Below are 17,269 nucleotides of genomic sequence, written 5' to 3' on the forward strand. Positions count from 1 at the left end.
CGGAAGCTAAGCCTGCCAGCGCCGATGATACTACCCTTTCGGGTGGAAAAGTAGGACACCGCCGAACACAAATTAAGTCCCGAGCCCTCCAATTTCGATTGGAGGGCTCGGGCATTTTTGTATGCAGGGACGTTTCAATTCGTGAAATGGAATTGAAACGTCCCTTACTCAATTGAACAGAGCCGGCGTCGTGCGGCTTTTCTCCAATTCCAACAATGCCCGCTTGCGGTCCAGGCCGCCGCCGTAGCCGGTGAGACTGCCATTCGCACCGATCACCCGATGACACGGCACGATGATGCCGATCGGATTGTGCCCGTTGGCCAGACCGACGGCTCGCGATGCCGATGGTGAACCGATCTGCCGCGCGATCTCGCCGTATGAGCAGGTCTCGCCGTAGGGAATGGTCTGCAGGGCCTCCCACACCCGGCGTTGAAACTGCGTCCCCACCATGTCCAGCTCGAGGTCGAACTCGGTACGGTCGCCGGCGAAATAGGCGGACAGTTGATCGACGGCGTCTGAGAACGCCGTGTCATCGGCGTCCCAGCCCTCGCGGCTCGGTTCGTACGTCTGATCCACCATTCGTAGGTGCATCAGCTTTCCATCCCGGCCGGCCAGCGTGAGGAGGCCGACCGGGCTGTCCATGGTGCGGTAGTGCAGTGTCGTCATGACTTCTCCTGTCGATCGTTCGGGGGCCATTCGTTCACCGCGTGGTCCAGTGTGGTCCACAGGTGTTGTGTTGCATAAGCGCGCCATGGCCGCCATCTGGTGCTGTGTTCCACGAGTCCGTCCGCGGGCAGGCCGAGGTGGCCGGCGGCCGCGCGTACACCGAGATCGGTGGCGGGGAAGGCATCTGGATCACCGAGGCCGCGCATGGCGATCACCTCGGTGGTCCATGGCCCCACCCCGGGCAGGGCAAGCAGCTGTTCACGGGCCCGCTCCCAGTCGCATCCCGGATCGAGGACGAGGTCGCCATCAGCGATGGCAGCGACCAGTGTTGTGACGGTCCGTTTCCTGGACGCCGGCATCGCCAGATCGTCGGGATTCAGGCCGGCGAGATCGGTGATGCTCGGAAATACGTGTGTCAGCCCTCCGGCCTCGTCCGTAACGGTGGTTCCGTAGCCGGCTACGAGGCGCCCGACATGTGTACTCGCCGCCTTGATGGACACCTGCTGGCCGATCACCACCCGGAGTGCGAGTTCGGATTCGTCGACGGTGCGCGGAATGCGTTGCCCGGGTGCCTTGGCCACGACAGCCGCGAGCCGGGGGTCCGCCTGGAGTGCTTCCACCACGGCCTCGGGATCGGCGTCGAGGTCCAGCAGGCGTCGACACCGTGCGATGGCGGCCGCCAGGTCGCGGAAGTCCTCGAGTACCAACTGGCACCGGACATGGTCAGGCTGTGGTGTCAGGCTGACCACCCCATGGCCGTGTGGCAGCCGGAGGGTGCGCCGGTACTGCCCGTCGCGCACGTCTTCCAAGCCTGGCACCACACTGGCCGCCAGATGTCCGAACATCCCTTCGTACGCGAAAGGGGTGCGTACCGGCAGCCGTAGTGACACCACGCCGGGGGCAGCCGAGGCGTCGGCTGCGAATCGGTTGCGGGCCCGCAGCCGCAGCTCAGTCGGCGTCAGATCGCAGACTGCGCGCACGGTGTCGTTGAACTGACGGATGCTGGCGAAACCTGCGGCAAACGCAACGTCGGCGAACGGCAGCTCGGTTGTCTCGATCAGTACCCGGGCTGTCTGGGTGCGTTGCGCCCGGGCCAATGCCAGGGGATTTGCCCCCAGCTCGGCCTGCATGATGCGTTGCAGCTGCCGGCTCGTGTAGCCGACGCGGGCGGCCAGCCCCGTCACCCCTTCGCGGTCCACGGTGCCATCGGCGATCAGCCGCATGCAGCGCGCCACGATGTCGCCCCGCACGTTCCATTCGGGAGAGCCCGGTGAGGCGTCGGGACGGCACCGTTTGCAGGCTCGAAAGCCGGCTGCCTGGGCGGCAGCCGCTGTTGGATAGAACCGCATATTGCGGGCAAAAGGCGGCCGCACCGGGCAGCTGGGACGGCAGTAGATGCCTGTGGTGAGCACGGCGGTGACGAACCAGCCGTCGAACCGCGCGTCCTTCGACTGGACTGCCCGGTAACAGCGATCGAAATCCTCGTGCATGAATTCCACGATGGCACGACAGCCGGCACTTCACTAGCGGAAAAGCGACATGGTCGTGGGCGGGTGCCCGCGGTTAGACTGCGATCCGTGGCCGAGCTGGTGCAGCACTACCTGGACCGGATCCGTGCCGAGCAGATCGAACTGCGCGAAGGCGCCCTGGCGAGCTATATCCCGGAACTCGCCAATGTCGAACCCGAGGGGTTCGGGCTGAGTCTGTCCTCCTCGGACGGCTATGTCTACGAATCTGGCGACACCGCAGTGGAATTCACCATCCAGTCCATCTCCAAGCCGTTCACGTACGCGCTGGCGCTGGACCAGATCGGCCAGGATGCCGTTGATGCCAGGATCGGCGTCGAACCCTCAGGTGAGGCGTTCAACGAGATCAGCGTCGACGATGTGACCAAGACACCGAAGAATCCGATGATCAATGCCGGTGCCATTGCGGCGGTTTCGCTGATCCCCGGGGCCGACGCCGACGAGCGGTTCGACCGCATCCATGAGTTCTACTCGGCGTGTGCGGGCCGAAGGCTCGAGATCGACATGGATGTGTACGCCTCGGAGAAGGCGACCGGTAACCGCAATCGGGCGATCGCTTACATGTTGACCAGTTTCGGTGCGCTGGAAGGTGATCCGGACGAGGTCCTCGACGTGTACTTCCGGCAGTGTTCGGTCAAGGTGACGAGCACCGACCTGGCCCGGATGGCCGCCACCTTGGCCCGGGGCGGATTCAACCCGTTGACAGGTCGACGGGTGATCGATGCGAACGTGGTTCGGCGCACCCTCAGCGTGATGGTGACCTGCGGGATGTACGACGCGACAGGCGATTGGGTCAGCGCCGTCGGCATGCCCGCCAAGAGTGGTGTCGGCGGCGGGATCGTGGCGGTGCTACCTGGCCAAATCGGCATCGGTGTCTACTCACCGCGCCTGGATTCCCGTGGCAACAGCGTGCGCGGGGTACAGGTGTGCCGCAACCTTTCCGCGCAGCTGGGACTGCACTTCCTCACGGTGGGCCGTGAGTCGTCGTCGACCCTGCGGGCGGTGTTCGACGCCGGCCCGGGCATTCGGGTCTACGAGGTGCAGGGCGATCTGTTGTTCGCCGGGGCCGAGCAGGTACTGCGGACCGCCGAGCACGATCGTGGTGAATGGGAGGTCGCCGTGCTCGACGTCACCCGCGTCGATGACATCAACGATGCCGCGCGCGGCATGCTGACCGGAATGCGGGCAAGCCTGGCTGCGGCAGGTAAGGACGCCTATCTCGTCGACCCCGACGGCCGCGTGGTGCCGGCCGACCGGCGCGACGATTACGACGCCATCGTGTTCCGCACCGTCGACGAGGCAGTCGACGCAGCGCGGCAGTGGGGCGCCGGCTAGGCCGGTACGGCCACGCGGGTCGGCTCGCCCAGACCGCGTAGGGTTACCGATTCGCCCAGCGACCAACGGGCCCTTTCGGTTTCGGACGCGTTGGCGATGGTGTCCGATGACGCCACCAGGTGCCCGGGCACTTGCTTCGAGAAATCGCACAGCCGTGCGGCCTCGTTGACCGGCTCCCCGATCACGGTGTACTCGAAGCGTTGCTTGGCGCCGACGTTGCCCGCCACCACCTGGCCGGCCGCCACTCCGATGCCTGCCTCGAGCTCGGGCACCTCGATGCGCAGCCGCCGCGCGATCGCCCGTGCGGCCCCGAGTGCCTCGTCCTCGGGGTTGGGCAGCGAGACCGGCGCCCCGAACACCGCCAGTATTGCGTCGCCTTCGAACTTGTTGACCAGGCCGCGGTGGTTGTCGACCTCGTCGACGATGACGGCGAAGAACCGGTTGAGCAGATCGACCACCTCGACCGCGGGACGCGTGGTGACCAGCTGCGTCGAGCCGATCACGTCGACGAAAATCACTGCGGCGTGGCGTTCCTCGCCGCCGAGGACGGGCTTCTCTTGCTCGGCCAGGGCCGCGACCTCGCGGCCGACATGTCGGCCGAACAGATCGCGGACGCGTTCGCGTTCGCGCAGGCCGTGCACCATCGAGTTGAATCCCCGTTGCAGCTGGCCCAGTTCGGTGCCGTCGAACACCACCAGGTTGGTGTCCAGATCGCCCCGTTCGACACGGTTGAGGGCCGCACGCACGACGCGGATCGGAGTTGCGGTCAGATACGACAGGATCCACATCAGCAGGAAACCGAACACCAGCGCAAACGAGCCGAGGCCGATGACGGCGTAGGCGAATTGCGTCGGAGTCAGGTTGTTGAGTGTCAGGGCGAACATCGCGGCCAGCATGATGCCCAAGATGGGAACGCCCGAGCCCAGTGCCCACACCACCATGGTGCGGCCCATGATGCCCGGCGCCAGCCGTACCGGCGGCGGGCCTGCCTCCAGTGCCTGCGCGGCAACCGGCCGCAGTGCGAACTCGGTGAACAGATGGCAGCTGACCGACACCACGATTCCCGGAAACGTGATGCCCAGCAGGAACTTCGGAATGTAATTGGTGTCGACGAGCCCGTACAGCGTTGTCAGTAGGGCGGCGCCGAGACCCCACAGGACAAGCAGCACGCGGGTGAGCCGGAACGGGGCGAAGAAGGTGTTGCGCTGATCGGCAATGGTGGGGGGTCGTTCTTCGATGGCCCAGCGCACGTTGTCGATCACCCGCGTCGTCGCCCAGAACACCCCGACGATCAGCGCCATGGCCATGTAGACGGGGGCCACGATGAAGGTGATCCAGCGGACCGGCGGAGCGAACACGTCGGGTGCCGGGAACAGCAGCGTGACGATGATCATCGAGATGCCGATGCCGAGCAGATTCCCGGCAATCACGAACGTCGTGAGGATCGCCTGGATGCGCACCCTGCGGCGGCGCTGACTTTCCGATACCCGGCCCAGCACCCACGATCCGTATTCCGGAGTGATCGGGAGCCTGCTGTTCTGGCGGGTGACGCCTTCAAGCACCCGGCCCAGCCGTCGTGCCAGCGATTTGTCGGAGTTCATTGTGGCGACAGCCTAGTTCGTTCCAGATGCCCTTAAGGTGGATCGGGTGCGCCTCGTGATTGCCCAGTGCACCGTCGACTATGTCGGGCGGCTGACCGCCCACCTCCCATCGGCCCGCCGGCTGTTGTTGTTCAAGTCCGACGGTTCGATCAGTGTCCATGCCGACGATCGCGCCTACAAGCCGCTGAACTGGATGAGTCCGCCGTGCTGGCTCACCGAGGATGACAACGACGGCGTGCCGGTGTGGGTGGTCGAGAACAAGGCCGGTGAGCAGTTGCGCATCACGGTCGAGGACGTCGAGCACGATTCCAGCCACGAACTCGGTGTCGACCCGGGTCTGGTGAAGGACGGCGTGGAGGCGCACCTGCAGGTGCTGCTGGCCGAACATGTCGAGCTGCTGGGGGCGGGCTACACACTGGTGCGCCGCGAGTACCCGACTGCCATCGGCCCGGTCGATCTGATGTGTCGTGACGAGCTGGGCCGCTCGGTGGCCGTGGAGATCAAGCGCCGTGGGGAGATCGACGGTGTGGAACAGCTGACGCGCTACCTCGAACTGCTCAACCGCGATACCGTGCTGGCCCCGGTGGCCGGCGTGTTCGCCGCCCAGCAGATCAAACCGCAGGCCCGAACTCTGGCCACGGACCGTGGAATCCGTTGTGTGACTTTGGATTATGACCAGATGCGGGGCATGGACAGCGACGAATACCGGCTGTTCTGATGCGCCGTCGGCCCCGCGAACACCGTCGGTTGGCGCCATTGCCGCCGACGCGTCGGGTCGAGACCGGGCCCGATGGTTACGACTACGAGGTGCGGGTCGTGGCCGCCTCGCGTGCGGTGAAGGTTTATCGATGCCCGGGATGTGACCACGAGATCCGCGTGGCGACCGCGCACGTGGTGGTGGTGCCGATCGACGTCGGCGATATCGATGACCGCAGGCATTGGCACACCGCCTGCTGGGCGAATCGGGTCAATCGCGGCCCGACGAGAAAGTGGTCTTAGTGCTCTGAATCCGCGGCCGGTTCCACCAACTCGATCAGCACGCCGCCGGCGTCCTTCGGGTGGATGAAGTTGATGCGCGAGTTGGCCGTGCCCTTTCGGGGGGCCTCGTAGAGCAGTCGAACGCCCTGGCTGCGCAGGCGCTCACTCAGTGCGTCGATGTCGCTGGTCCGGTAGGCCAGCTGCTGCAGGCCGGGGCCGCTTCGATCGATGAACTTGGCGATCGTCGACTTCTCGTTCAACGGGGCCAGCAGCTGGATCTGGGCGCTGCCCTTGGCGGCGCCGCGCACCGAGAGCATGGCCTCGCGCACGCCCTGCTCCTCGTTGATCTCCTCGTGCAGGACGATCATGCCGAGGTTGTCGTGGTACCACTTGGCCGCGGCATCCAGATCGGGAACGGCGATACCGACGTGATCGATCGCCGTCACCAGCGCGGAAGCGAGGGCGGGACGGGCATCAACCTGATCGGCGGTCATAACGTAACGGTAACCTCTACCTGAACGTTTGCGTATGTGTGATCGCCCACACAGCTCTTGGACCCTGGCTTTGGAGGTAGGAAATGACTGCGGAATCTCGCACGTCGGTGATCGTTGCTGGAGCGCGTACTCCGGTCGGCAAGTTGATGGGCTCGCTGAAGGACTTTTCCGGCAGTGACCTGGGGGCAATCGCAATCCGCGGTGCCCTGGAGAAGGCCAAGGTTGATGCTTCGCTGGTCGACTACGTGATCATGGGCCAGGTGCTGACCGCGGGCGCCGGGCAGATGCCCGCCCGCCAGTCCGCGGTGGCCGCCGGTATCGGCTGGGACGTGCCCGCGCTGACCATCAACAAGATGTGCCTTTCGGGCATCGATGCCATCGCCCTGGCCGACCAGCTGATCCGCGCCGGTGAGTTCGAGGTCGTGGTCGCCGGTGGCCAGGAATCGATGAGCCAGGCCCCGCACCTGCTGCCCAAGAGCCGTGAGGGCTACAAGTACGGCGATGCGACGCTGGTCGACCACCTGGCTTATGACGGTCTGCACGACGTGTTCACCGACCAGCCGATGGGGGCGCTCACCGAGCAGCGCAACGACGTCGACAAGTTCACCCGCGCTGAGCAGGACGAGTTTGCGGCCCAGTCGCACCAGAAGGCCGCCGCGGCATGGAAGGACGGGGTGTACGCCGACGAGGTGGTGCCGGTGTCGATCCCGCAGCGCAAAGGCGACCCGATCGAGTTCGCCGAGGACGAGGGAATCCGGGCCAACACCACGGCCGAATCGCTCGGTGGCCTGCGCCCGGCTTTCCGCAAGGACGGCACCATCACCGCCGGCTCGTCGTCGCAGATCTCCGACGGTGCGGCCGCGGTCGTGGTGATGAGCAAGGCCAAGGCTCAGGAGCTGGGCCTGGACTGGCTGTGCGAGATCGGTGCACACGGTGTGGTGGCCGGTCCGGACTCCACGTTGCAGAGCCAGCCGGCCAACGCGATCAAGAAGGCCGTCGAGCGTGAGGGCATCAGCGTCGATCAGTTGGACGTCCTCGAGATCAACGAGGCGTTCGCCGCGGTGTCGCTGGCCTCGACCAAGGAGCTGGGCGTTGATCCGGCAAAGGTGAACGTCAACGGCGGCGCTATCGCGATCGGTCACCCGATCGGCATGTCGGGTGCCCGCATCACGCTGCATGCGGCACTGGAACTGGCCCGCAAGGGGTCCGGCTACGCGGTGGCCGCGCTCTGTGGTGCCGGTGGCCAGGGCGATGCGCTGATCCTTCGTCGCTGACAGCTAATCGGCGAATTACAACGACGCTGTGTAGTAGCTGGCGCCACGGTTGGGCACAATGGTGGCCATGGCAAGCACATTCGATGTCCGTACCGAAGCCGGCCGGTTCCGTCTGGTGGCGATCGCTGAGGCGATCAGCTGGGCCGGTCTGCTGATCGGCATGTACTTCAAGCGGGTCCATTCGTCGGGCACCGAGATCGGGGTGCAGGTCTTCGGGCCGGTGCACGGAGTGCTGTTCCTGGCGTACCTGTTCACCGCGCTGATGGTCGCAATGGCCGTCGGCTGGAGTGCCCGGACGTGGATTCTGGCGTTGCTGGGCAGCATCGTGCCATTGGGCAGTGTGATCTTTGTCATGTGGGCTGATCGCGCTGGCCGGTTGGTTTCGGGCGCGGAGTCGGGTGATGCCCCGGCCGTGGTGTCGCAACCGGGCGGCGCCCTGCCGGAAACAACGTGACAGACTTGGTGACGTGACTCGTCCACGACCTTCTGTGGGGCCGGCGCTGGCCGGCGCGGTTGACCTCTCGGCACTCAAGCAGCGGCCCGCCGCGGCCGGTTCGGGCGGCGGCAGTCCCAGCCCGGCCGGCGGCCCGAATATCACCGAGGTCAACGAAGCCAACTTCGAAGCCGAGGTGCTGGTCCGCTCGGGCCAGGTGCCGGTAGTGGTGCTGCTGTGGTCGCCGCGCAGCGATTCCAGCGCCGCGCTGGGGGACACCCTGGCGGGTCTGGCTGCGGCAGACAACGGCAAATGGTCACTCGCGCTGGTCAACGTCGACACCACTCCGCGAGTGGCGCAGATGTTCGGAATCCAGGGCGTGCCGACCGTCGTCGCGCTCGCCGGAGGACAGCCGATCGCCAGCTTCCAGGGCTCGCAACCGGCCGACGAACTCCGTCGCTGGGTCGATTCGCTGCTCGAGGCGACCGCGGGCAAGCTGACCGGATCCGGTTCGGGCGATGATGAGCCTGAGCAGGTCGATCCCGAACTGGCCGCGGCCAGAGCTGCTCTCGACGAAGGCGACTTCGCCGCCGCGTCGGCTGCTTATCAGGCAATCCTCGATGCCCAGCCCAACCACGCCGAGGCCAAGGGCGCGGTGCGGCAGATCGCATTCCTGGAGCGGGCAAGCGCCCAGCGCCCCGACGCGGTGGCCGCGGCCGACGCTGCTCCCGACGACATCGAGGCGGCACTCGCCGCCGCCGACGCCGAGATCCTGGCCCAGAACGTGTCAGCGGCGTTCGATCGGCTCATCGCGCTTATCAAGCGCACTGCGGGCGACGACCGGACCACGGTGCGGACCCGGCTCGTCGAGCTGTTCGACCTGTTCGACCCGGCCGATCCCGACGTGGTCGCGGGTCGTCGCAATCTGGCCAACGCGCTGTACTGATTTTCGTTCGCCGAACAGACACAAAGCTGCCGCTACTTGCCTGAAATTGGGCAGTTTTGTGTCTGCTGGCGGGACAAGTCAGGCGGGCTCGAACCACAGCATCGCCAGCGGCGGCAGCACCATCACCGCCGAGGCCGGGCGGCCGTGCCACGGCTCGTCGGTGGCCTGCACCACGCCGAAGTTCCCGATGCCCGACCCGTTGTAGATGGTCGCGTCGGTGTTGAGTACCTCCTGCCAGGCACCGGCGTGCGGCAGGCCCAGCCGGTACTCGCTGTGCTCACTCCCGGCGAAGTTGACCACGCAGGCCAGCACGGAACCGTCGGCGCCGAACCGTAGGAAGCTCAGCACGTTGTTGGCCGAGTCGTTCGCGTCGATCCAGGAGTAGCCCTCGGGGCTGGTGTCGCGGCTCCACAGCGCCGGGTGGCGCCGATAGATGCCGTTGAGATCGCGCACCAATCGCTGCACGCCGCCGGAGAAGCCCTGCTCGTCGAGTTGGAACCAATCCAGTCCGCGTTCCTCCGACCATTCGGCCCGCTGCCCGAATTCCTGGCCCATGAACAGCAGTTGCTTACCGGGGTGGGCCCACTGATAGGCCAGCAGGCTGCGCAGCCCCGCCGCCTTGGCGTGGTCGTCACCGGGCATCCGGCCCCACAGCGTGCCCTTGCCGTGCACGACCTCGTCGTGGCTGATCGGCAGCACGTAGTTCTCGCTGAACGCGTACAGCATCGAGAACGTCATCTCGTGATGGTGGTAGCTGCGGTGCACCGGGTCATGGCTGACGTAGTCGAGCGTGTCGTTCATCCAGCCCATGTTCCATTTCATCGAGAAACCAAGGCCGCCAAGGTTGGTCGGGCGGGTGACACCGGGCCAGGAGGTCGACTCCTCGGCGATGGTGACGATTCCCGGGGTCACCTTGTGCACGGTGGCGTTCATCTCCTGCAGGAACTGCACCGCCTCCAGATTCTCCCGACCACCGTGGATATTGGGCGTCCAGCAGCCCTCGGGGCGGGAGTAGTCGAGGTAGAGCATCGAGGCGACGGCGTCTACCCGGAGTCCGTCGACGTGATATTCCTTCAGCCAGTACAAGGCGTTGGCGACCAGGAAGTTGCGCACCTCGGGCCGGCCGAAGTCGAAAACGTAGGTGCCCCAGTCGAGCTGCTCGCCGCGATGCGGGTCGGAATGCTCGTAGAGCGGCGTGCCGTCGAATCGGCCCAGCGCCCACGCGTCCTTGGGGAAGTGGGCAGGGACCCAGTCGACGATCACTCCGATCCCGGCCCGATGCAGCGAATCCACGAGATACCGGAAGTCGTCAGGAGTTCCCAGGCGTGAGGTCGGGGCGTAGTAGGACGTGACCTGGTAGCCCCACGAGCCGCCGAACGGATGCTCGGCCACCGGGAGCAGTTCGACGTGGGTGAAGCCCTGCTCCACAACGTAATCGGTCAGCTCGGTGGCCAGTTGCCGGTAACTGAGCCCCGGGCGCCAGGACATCAGGTGCACCTCGTAGGTGCTCATCGGTTCGAAAACCGGGTTCTGCGCGGCGCGACGGGCCATCCACATTCCGTCGTTCCAGGTGTAGGAGCTGGTGGTGACCCGGGATGCGGTTTGCGGTGGTACCTCGGTGGCGAATGCCATCGGGTCGGCGCGGTCGGTGGTCACTCCGCCGGCGCCGTGTACGCGGAATTTGTACAGGCCGCCGACGGGGAACCCGGGCCAGAACAGTTCCCATACCCCGGAGGACCCCAGCACGCGCATCTGCGCCTCGTTGCCATCCCAGTGGTTGAAGTCACCGATCACGCTGACGCCCTTGGCATTCGGTGCCCATACTGCGAACGAGACACCGTCCACCACCCCGTCGGGGGTGGTGAAGCTGCGCGGGTGCGTGCCCAGGATCTCCCAGAGGCGTTCGTGGCGGCCCTCGGCGAACAGATGCAGGTCCAGTTCACCGAGGGTGGGCAGGAACCGGTAGGCGTCGGCGGTGGTGTGGGTGAAGATCGTGTCGTCGGCACCCGGATAGCCGATCTCCAGGCGGTAGTCGGCCAGGTTGGTGAACGGAACGGACACCGCGAAAAGCCCGGAGTCGATGTGCTGCAGTGGGAATCGATCACCGCCGATCACCGCCACGACCTTGGAGGCGTGTGGGCGGAAGGCGCGGATCACGGTCCGGCCGTTGAATTCATGGGCGCCGAGCACCGAATGCGGGTCGTGGTGTTGACCGATCAGCAGCCGCTGGATGTCGGTAGGGTCGGGCCGCAGATGTAGGTCGGTGAGGTGGTTGCTTCTTGTCATCTCGTTCTCATTCCCTGCGTAGCAAGCCCAGTCGTTGCTCATAGGGTACGAGCGGCATGTTCAAAACGTGCGCCACCGCCTTGGCGGGATCGATGCGCACGTAATTCGACTGCCCCCATTGGTATTCCTCGCCGGTGATCTCGTCACGTACCCAGAACCGGTCATGTGCTTCCATACCCAGTGCACCCATGTTCAACCACAACGTGGCCTCCTCCGGGCTGAACGGGTTGAGGGTGACCACCACGAGCACGGTGTCTCCGGTGATCGGGTCGAACTTGCTGTAGGCGAGCAGTGCGTCGTTGTCCACGTGGTGGAAGGTCAGAGTCCGCAGCTGGCGCAGCGCGGGGTGCAGGCGCCGGATCTCGTTGAGGCGGGTCACGAATGGCTCAAGCGAGCGGCCCTCGGCCAGCGCGGCCGCGAAGTCGCGGGGGCGCAGTTCGTATTTCTCGGAGTCGAGGTACTCCTCGCTGCCCTCCCGGACGGCCCGGTGCTCGAACAGTTCGAAACCGGAGTACATGCCCCACGACGGGCTCATCGTGGCGGCCAGTACCGCGCGGATCGCGAACATGCCCGGACCGCCGTGCTGCAGTGACTCGTGAAGGATGTCGGGGGTGTTGACCCACAGGCTGGGCCGTGCGTTGTCGGCGTTCGCGGTGATCTCGTTGCCGAATTCGGTGAGCTCCCACTTGTTGGTCCGCCAGGTGAAGTATGTGTAGGACTGGGTGAACCCGCGTTTGGCCAGGCCGTAGAGCCGCGCCGGTCGGGTGAACGCCTCGGACAGGAACAGCACGTCCGGATCCTCGTTCTTGACCTCGGCGATCAGCCAGACCCAGAAGTTCGGCGGCTTGGTGTGCGGGTTGTCGACACGAAAGATCTTGACGCCGTGTGAGATCCAGAAGCGCACCACTCGTAGCACCTCGTGGTACAGGCCGGCGGGATCATTGTCGAAGTTGAGCGGATAGATGTCCTGGTATTTCTTGGGCGGGTTCTCCGCGTAGGCGATGGTGCCGTCGGGTAACACCGTGAACCACTCCGGATGTGCAGCGGCCCAAGGATGATCGGGCGCGCACTGCAGCGCCAGGTCCAGCGCCACCTCGACACCCTGCTTGCGGGCGGCGGCTACGAAGGCATCGAAGTCGTCGATCGTCCCCAGTGCAGGGTGCACGGCGTCATGGCCGCCCTCGTCGCTGCCGATCGCCCACGGCGACCCGACGTCATCCGGCGCGGCGGTCACCGCGTTGTTGCGGCCTTTGCGATGCACTTTGCCGATGGGGTGGACGGGCGGCAGGTAGACGATGTTGAAACCCATGCGGGCGATCCGGGGGAGCTGCCCGGCGGCGGTGGCGAATGTTCCGTGCACCGGATGCCCGGCTTTGTCCCAACCGCCCGTGGACCGCGGGAACACCTCGTACCACGAAGAGAACCGGGCCAGCGGCCGGTCCACCCAGACGCCGTATTGTTCACCGCGGGTGACCAACTCGCGCAGGGGGTACTGGTCGAGCAGTTCGGTGACCTCGTCGGACAGCGCCGCCCCGGCACGCAGGAACGGGTCGCCGGGAGTACGAAGCGCCGCGGCCGCCTCGATCATCGGATCGCGCAGTTTGCGGGGCACCCCGGCGGCGGCACGCTCGAGCAGGCGCGCTCCGATCAGCAGGTCGTTGGACAACTCGGCCTCACTCTGCCCGGCGCCCAATTTGGCCTCGACCGCGTGCCGCCAGGTGGTCAGCGGATCGCCCCAGCCGTCGACCCGGTAAGTCCACAGTCCGACGCTGTCGGGGGTGAACTGGCCGTGGAAGACATCGGGGGTGTGCCCGGTGGACATGGGCAGGGCCTGCGGCTTGATGCGCTGTGCGGGACGCCTCACCGCATCGATCGACGCGGGTACCGCCGCGGTGCCGGGTCCGGTGGCCAGCCGCGGGTAACCGGTGCCGAGATAACGCACCACGAGGGTGGCCGCGACCGCGTCATGGCCTTCGCGCCAAACGGTGGCCCGCACCGGCACCACCTCGCCGACGACGGCTTTCGCCGGGAACTGCCCGCCGAAGACCACAGGCGCGACATCGTCGATTCCGATCCGACCGGCCACCCATCCACTCCTCACATCGTCTCGGTCAAGCGGCTGTCTCTCGTGCACTCGCCTTGTCGCGTCTGATACCCACCGTAATGGGCTGCCCAATCTCGCGGGCGTTAAGCGTGACGTGAACGGCCTCTGTACGGATGCCGCTCACCGCTGCGCGAACCGGAATTGTCAGTAAGGTTGGATCGCGTGAAAGCCCTCCGAAGGTTCACCGTCCGCGCGCACCTTCCCGAGCGGTTGGCGGCGCTGGAACGGCTGTCGATCAACCTGCGCTGGTCGTGGCACAAGCCGACCCAGGATCTGTTTGCTGTCATCGACGCCGACCTGTGGGAGCAGACCAGCGGCGACCCGGTGGCGCTGCTGGGGGCCGTCAGCCCGAAACGGCTCGACGAACTGGCCGCTGACGAATCGTTCCTGGGCCGACTCGATGAGCTGGCCGCCGACCTGGACAACTATCTGAGCCGCCCGCTGTGGTACCAGCAGCAGATCATCGACGGGGTCGAGATGCCGAAGGGCATCGCGTATTTCTCGATGGAGTTCGGTGTCGCCGAGGTGCTGCCCAACTACTCCGGCGGTCTGGGCATCCTGGCCGGTGACCATCTGAAGTCCGCATCGGATCTGGGTCTGCCGTTGGTCGCGGTAGGCCTGTACTACCGCTCGGGTTACTTCCGGCAATCCCTGACCGCTGACGGTTGGCAGCACGAGACCTACCCGTCGCTGGACCCGCAGGGGCTGCCGCTGCGGCTGCTCACCGACGCGGCCGGGGCGCCGGTGCTGGTCACGCTGGCGCTGCCCGATGCCCGTGAGCTGCGAGCCCGGGTATGGATCGCGCAGGTGGGCCGGATTCCGCTGCTGCTGCTCGATTCCGACGTCCCGGAGAACGAGCACGAACTGCGCAGTGTCACCGACCGGTTGTACGGCGGCGACCAGGAACACCGCATCAAGCAGGAGATCCTGGCCGGTATCGGCGGGGTGCGCGCGATCCGGGCGTTCACCGAGATCGAGAACCTGCCCGCCCCCGAGGTGTTCCACATGAACGAGGGCCATGCCGGCTTCCTCGGCGTGGAACGTATCCGCGAACTGGTCGCAGCGGGGCTGGAATTCGACACCGCACTGACCGTGGTGCGGTCATCGACGGTATTCACCACCCACACCCCGGTCCCGGCCGGCATCGACCGGTTCCCGGTCGAGATGATCAGGCGCTACTTCGGGAGCCCGCCCGGCGGTCCGGCCGACAGTCGCCTGCTGCCCGGTGTGCCGTTGGAGCGGGTGGTCGCGTTCGGTGCCGAGGACGATCCGTCGAAGTTCAACATGGCGCACATGGGCCTCCGGCTGGCACAGCGGGCCAACGGGGTTTCGCTGCTGCACGGCCGGGTCAGTCGGGGGATGTTCAACGACCTGTGGCCGGGATTCGACCGGGCCGAGGTGCCGATCGGATCGATCACCAACGGTGTGCATGCCCCGACCTGGGCGGCCCCACAGTGGTTGGCCCTGGGCCGGGAGCTGATCGGCTCGGAGGCCGCAGAACCGGCGGTGTGGGAGCGGCTACAGGAGGTCGAACCGGGGCACATGTGGTGGATCCGCTCCCAGCTGCGCGAGACGCTGATCGGTGACGTGCGTGCCCGCCTGCGCCGCTCCTGGCTGGAGCGCGGTGCGTCCGAAGCCGAACTGGGCTGGATCGCAACGGCTTTCGATCCGGAGGTGCTGACCGTCGGGTTCGCCCGACGGGTGCCCACCTACAAGCGGCTGACGCTGATGCTGCGGGACCCGGAGCGGCTGGAGAAACTGCTGCTCGACGACAAGCGGCCGGTGCAGTTGATCGTGGCGGGTAAGTCGCACCCGGCCGACGACGGCGGCAAGGCGCTCATCCAGCAGATCGTGCGGTTCGCCGACCGGCCGGAGGTGCGGCACCGGATCGCGTTCCTGCCGGACTACGACATGTCGATGGCCCGGCTGCTGTACTGGGGTTGCGATGTCTGGCTGAACAATCCGCTGCGTCCGTTGGAGGCCTGCGGGACGTCGGGCATGAAGAGTGCGCTCAATGGCGGGTTGAATCTGTCGATCCGTGACGGCTGGTGGGACGAGTGGTACGACGGCGACAACGGATGGGAGATCCCGACCGCCGACGGAGTCGACGACGAGGCCCGTCGCGACGACCTGGAGGCCGCCGCTCTCTACGACCTCCTCGAACACGCCGTCACGCCGAAGTTCTACGAGCGCGACGAGCACGGGGTGCCGACCCGCTGGGTCGAGATGGTGCGCCACACGCTGCAGGTGCTCGGGCCGAAGGTACTGGCCTCGCGCATGGTGCGGGACTACACCGAGAAGTACTACCTGCCGGCCGCGCAGTCGTTGCGCGAGACCGTCGAGGCCACCTCGGGGGAGCCGTTCGGTGCGGCCCGGGAATTGGCCGAATACCGGCGGCGGGCGCAGGAGGCCTGGCCGAAGATTCAGATCACCGACGTGGACAGCTACGGCCTGCCGGACACGCCGCTGTTGGGGTCGCAGCTGACGCTGACCGCCACGGTGCAATTGGCCGGCCTGCGGCCCGACGAAGTCACGGTGCAGGCCGTGCTGGGCCGGGTGGATGCCGGCGACGTGATCCTGAATCCGGTGACTGTGCCGATGGCGCACACCGGTTCGGCAGACGGCGGTACCGAGGTGTTCTCGACCAGCACGCCGCTGCCGGTGGCCGGGCCGGTTGGCTACACCGTGCGGGTGTTGCCGCACCATCGGCTGCTGACCGCTGACAACGAGCTCGGACTGGTGGCGCTGGCTTGAGTAAGGCGCTCAAAGTTCAGCTCGACGGCGGACCGTACGCGCTGGCTGCAGGCAGTGACGGAGCGATGTGGGTGACCTTGGTGCACAGTGGCGCCGTCGCCCGGGTTTCGCCCACCGGCGAGGTCAGCACATACTCGGTCGGAGAATGCTCCCGTCCGTCGATCATCGCGGCCGGATCGGACGGGGCACTGTGGTTCACCCGGTCCGGCGACGATCGGATCGGCCGGATAACCACGGCGGGGGAGTTGAGTTCCTTCGAATTGCCCGGGGGCAGTGCCCCTTTCGGGATCACCGCGGGCCCCGACGATGCGTTGTGGTTCACCACGATGTCGTCCGGCGAGATCGGCAGGATCAGCACCGACGGCGAGATCTCCACCGCGGTCACTGTCGGCGGTATGCCGTCGATGATCACCAAGGGGCCTGACGACGCGTTGTGGTTCACGCTCAACGAGACCGGCGCGGTGGGCCGGCTGACCGTCGACGGCGCGCTCAAGGTACGCGAATTACCCACTGCCGCAGCCGGTCCCGTCGGTATCGCGGCCACCCATGACGACGCGGTGTGGTTCACCGAGATCCGCGCGGACAAGATCGGCCGAATCCCGGTCGGCGATGCGATCCAGGAATTGGATCTGCCGGGCAAGCCGCATGCGGTGGTCGCCGACCCGACCGACGGAGTGTGGGTCAGCTTGTGGGGCGCCGACCAGATCGCCCGGATCAGCGGAGACGGGGACGTGGTGACCATCGATCTGCCGTCCGGCAGCGAACCGCACGGGTTGGCGATCGGTCCCGACGGTGCCTGCTGGGTGGCGCTGGAGTGTGGATTCGTCCTGAAAATGCCCACCTGAGTGCGCAGGCGCGCTGACGGTCGGGTA

At 66.4% G+C, this 17,269-nt stretch carries 14 protein-coding genes; 8 read left to right on the plus strand and 6 right to left on the minus strand.

From position 1 onward, the window contains the following. Positions 1–168 precede the first annotated feature (168 nt). Positions 169–666: a methylated-DNA--[protein]-cysteine S-methyltransferase gene (locus ACZYZ7_RS20930; RefSeq protein WP_135456986.1), complete on the minus strand. Its 498-nt coding sequence runs from the start codon at positions 664–666 to the stop codon at positions 169–171. Then, the gene (locus ACZYZ7_RS20935; protein WP_450072215.1) at positions 663–2,156 is read right to left on the minus strand and encodes a DNA-3-methyladenine glycosylase 2 family protein; all 1,494 of its coding nucleotides are present in this window, start codon (positions 2,154–2,156) and stop codon (positions 663–665) included. Before ACZYZ7_RS20935 ends, ACZYZ7_RS20930 begins: the two co-directional genes overlap by 4 nt. 87 nt (positions 2,157–2,243) lie before the next feature. Between ACZYZ7_RS20935 and glsA the strand changes: the two genes are divergently transcribed. After that, positions 2,244–3,527 carry a glutaminase A gene (gene glsA, locus ACZYZ7_RS20940; protein ID WP_463741722.1) on the plus strand — a complete coding sequence of 428 codons (1,284 nt, stop codon included), beginning with the start codon at positions 2,244–2,246 and terminating at the stop codon, positions 3,525–3,527. Here glsA and ACZYZ7_RS20945 read toward each other — a convergent pair. After that, entirely contained in the window at positions 3,524–5,128 is a 1,605-nt protein-coding gene (locus ACZYZ7_RS20945) for an adenylate/guanylate cyclase domain-containing protein (protein ID WP_450072217.1), read from the minus strand. The genes glsA and ACZYZ7_RS20945 overlap by 4 nt on opposite strands. Positions 5,129–5,174: 46 nt before the next feature. Between ACZYZ7_RS20945 and nucS the strand changes: the two genes are divergently transcribed. Both nucS and ACZYZ7_RS20955 read left to right on the plus strand, forming a co-directional pair. After that, positions 5,175–5,846, plus strand: a complete 672-nt coding sequence (gene nucS, locus ACZYZ7_RS20950; RefSeq protein ID WP_450072218.1) for an endonuclease NucS — start codon at positions 5,175–5,177, stop codon at positions 5,844–5,846. Continuing rightward, on the plus strand, positions 5,846–6,127 hold the full coding sequence (locus ACZYZ7_RS20955) for a hypothetical protein (RefSeq protein ID WP_135456975.1): 282 nt from the start codon (positions 5,846–5,848) through the stop codon (positions 6,125–6,127). Before nucS ends, ACZYZ7_RS20955 begins: the two co-directional genes overlap by 1 nt. Here the strand turns inward: ACZYZ7_RS20955 and mce are convergent. After that, complete coding sequence (gene mce, locus ACZYZ7_RS20960) at positions 6,124–6,600, minus strand: methylmalonyl-CoA epimerase (RefSeq protein WP_135456973.1); 477 nt, start codon at positions 6,598–6,600, stop codon at positions 6,124–6,126. The genes ACZYZ7_RS20955 and mce overlap by 4 nt on opposite strands. A gap of 83 nt (positions 6,601–6,683) precedes the next feature. On the opposite strand from mce, the gene ACZYZ7_RS20965 reads away from it, so the two are divergent. From ACZYZ7_RS20965 to ACZYZ7_RS20975, 3 genes are read left to right on the plus strand one after another with little or no spacing between them, the layout of a single operon-like run. Next, positions 6,684–7,874, plus strand: coding sequence for an acetyl-CoA C-acetyltransferase (locus ACZYZ7_RS20965; RefSeq protein ID WP_450072219.1), 1,191 nt, complete (start codon positions 6,684–6,686; stop codon positions 7,872–7,874). Between the two features lie 58 nt (positions 7,875–7,932). Continuing rightward, entirely contained in the window at positions 7,933–8,328 is a 396-nt protein-coding gene (locus ACZYZ7_RS20970; RefSeq protein WP_450072220.1) for a DUF3817 domain-containing protein, read from the plus strand. 13 nt (positions 8,329–8,341) lie between these two features. Next, the gene (locus ACZYZ7_RS20975) at positions 8,342–9,253 is read left to right on the plus strand and encodes a tetratricopeptide repeat protein (RefSeq protein WP_450072221.1); all 912 of its coding nucleotides are present in this window, start codon (positions 8,342–8,344) and stop codon (positions 9,251–9,253) included. Between the two features lie 78 nt (positions 9,254–9,331). On the opposite strand, the gene glgB is transcribed toward ACZYZ7_RS20975, so the two are convergent. Then, entirely contained in the window at positions 9,332–11,539 is a 2,208-nt protein-coding gene (glgB, locus tag ACZYZ7_RS20980) for a 1,4-alpha-glucan branching protein GlgB (RefSeq protein WP_450072222.1), read from the minus strand. A gap of 7 nt (positions 11,540–11,546) precedes the next feature. Further along, a complete protein-coding gene (locus tag ACZYZ7_RS20985; RefSeq protein WP_463741723.1) occupies positions 11,547–13,625 on the minus strand; it encodes an alpha-1,4-glucan--maltose-1-phosphate maltosyltransferase in 2,079 nt (692 codons plus the stop codon). A 180-nt stretch (positions 13,626–13,805) separates the two neighbouring features. Here ACZYZ7_RS20985 and ACZYZ7_RS20990 point away from each other — a divergent pair, with 180 nt between their 5' ends. Beyond that, positions 13,806–16,397 (plus strand): glycosyltransferase family 1 protein, encoded by a 2,592-nt coding sequence (locus ACZYZ7_RS20990; RefSeq protein WP_463741724.1) that lies wholly within the window; start codon positions 13,806–13,808, stop codon positions 16,395–16,397. Further along, positions 16,394–17,242, plus strand: coding sequence for a Vgb family protein (locus ACZYZ7_RS20995; RefSeq protein ID WP_463741725.1), 849 nt, complete (start codon positions 16,394–16,396; stop codon positions 17,240–17,242). Before ACZYZ7_RS20990 ends, ACZYZ7_RS20995 begins: the two co-directional genes overlap by 4 nt. The last annotated feature ends 27 nt before the right edge of the window (positions 17,243–17,269 follow it).

It is taken from the genome of Mycobacterium sp. IDUB_17, from assembly GCF_055419465.1.

Excerpts from the sequence above, each read along its gene's own strand:
- ACZYZ7_RS20955 (WP_135456975.1), top strand. The coding sequence starts at position 5,846 with ATGCGCCGTCGGCCCCGCGAACACCGTCGGTTGGCGCCATTGCCGCCG.
- ACZYZ7_RS20930 (WP_135456986.1), bottom strand. The coding sequence starts at position 666 with ATGACGACACTGCACTACCGCACCATGGACAGCCCGGTCGGCCTCCTC.
- ACZYZ7_RS20970 (WP_450072220.1), top strand. The coding sequence starts at position 7,933 with ATGGTGGCCATGGCAAGCACATTCGATGTCCGTACCGAAGCCGGCCGG.
- glgB (WP_450072222.1), bottom strand. The coding sequence starts at position 11,539 with ATGACAAGAAGCAACCACCTCACCGACCTACATCTGCGGCCCGACCCT.
- ACZYZ7_RS20935 (WP_450072215.1), bottom strand. The coding sequence starts at position 2,156 with ATGCACGAGGATTTCGATCGCTGTTACCGGGCAGTCCAGTCGAAGGAC.
- ACZYZ7_RS20945 (WP_450072217.1), bottom strand. The coding sequence starts at position 5,128 with ATGAACTCCGACAAATCGCTGGCACGACGGCTGGGCCGGGTGCTTGAA.
- mce (WP_135456973.1), bottom strand. The coding sequence starts at position 6,600 with ATGACCGCCGATCAGGTTGATGCCCGTCCCGCCCTCGCTTCCGCGCTG.
- ACZYZ7_RS20965 (WP_450072219.1), top strand. The coding sequence starts at position 6,684 with ATGACTGCGGAATCTCGCACGTCGGTGATCGTTGCTGGAGCGCGTACT.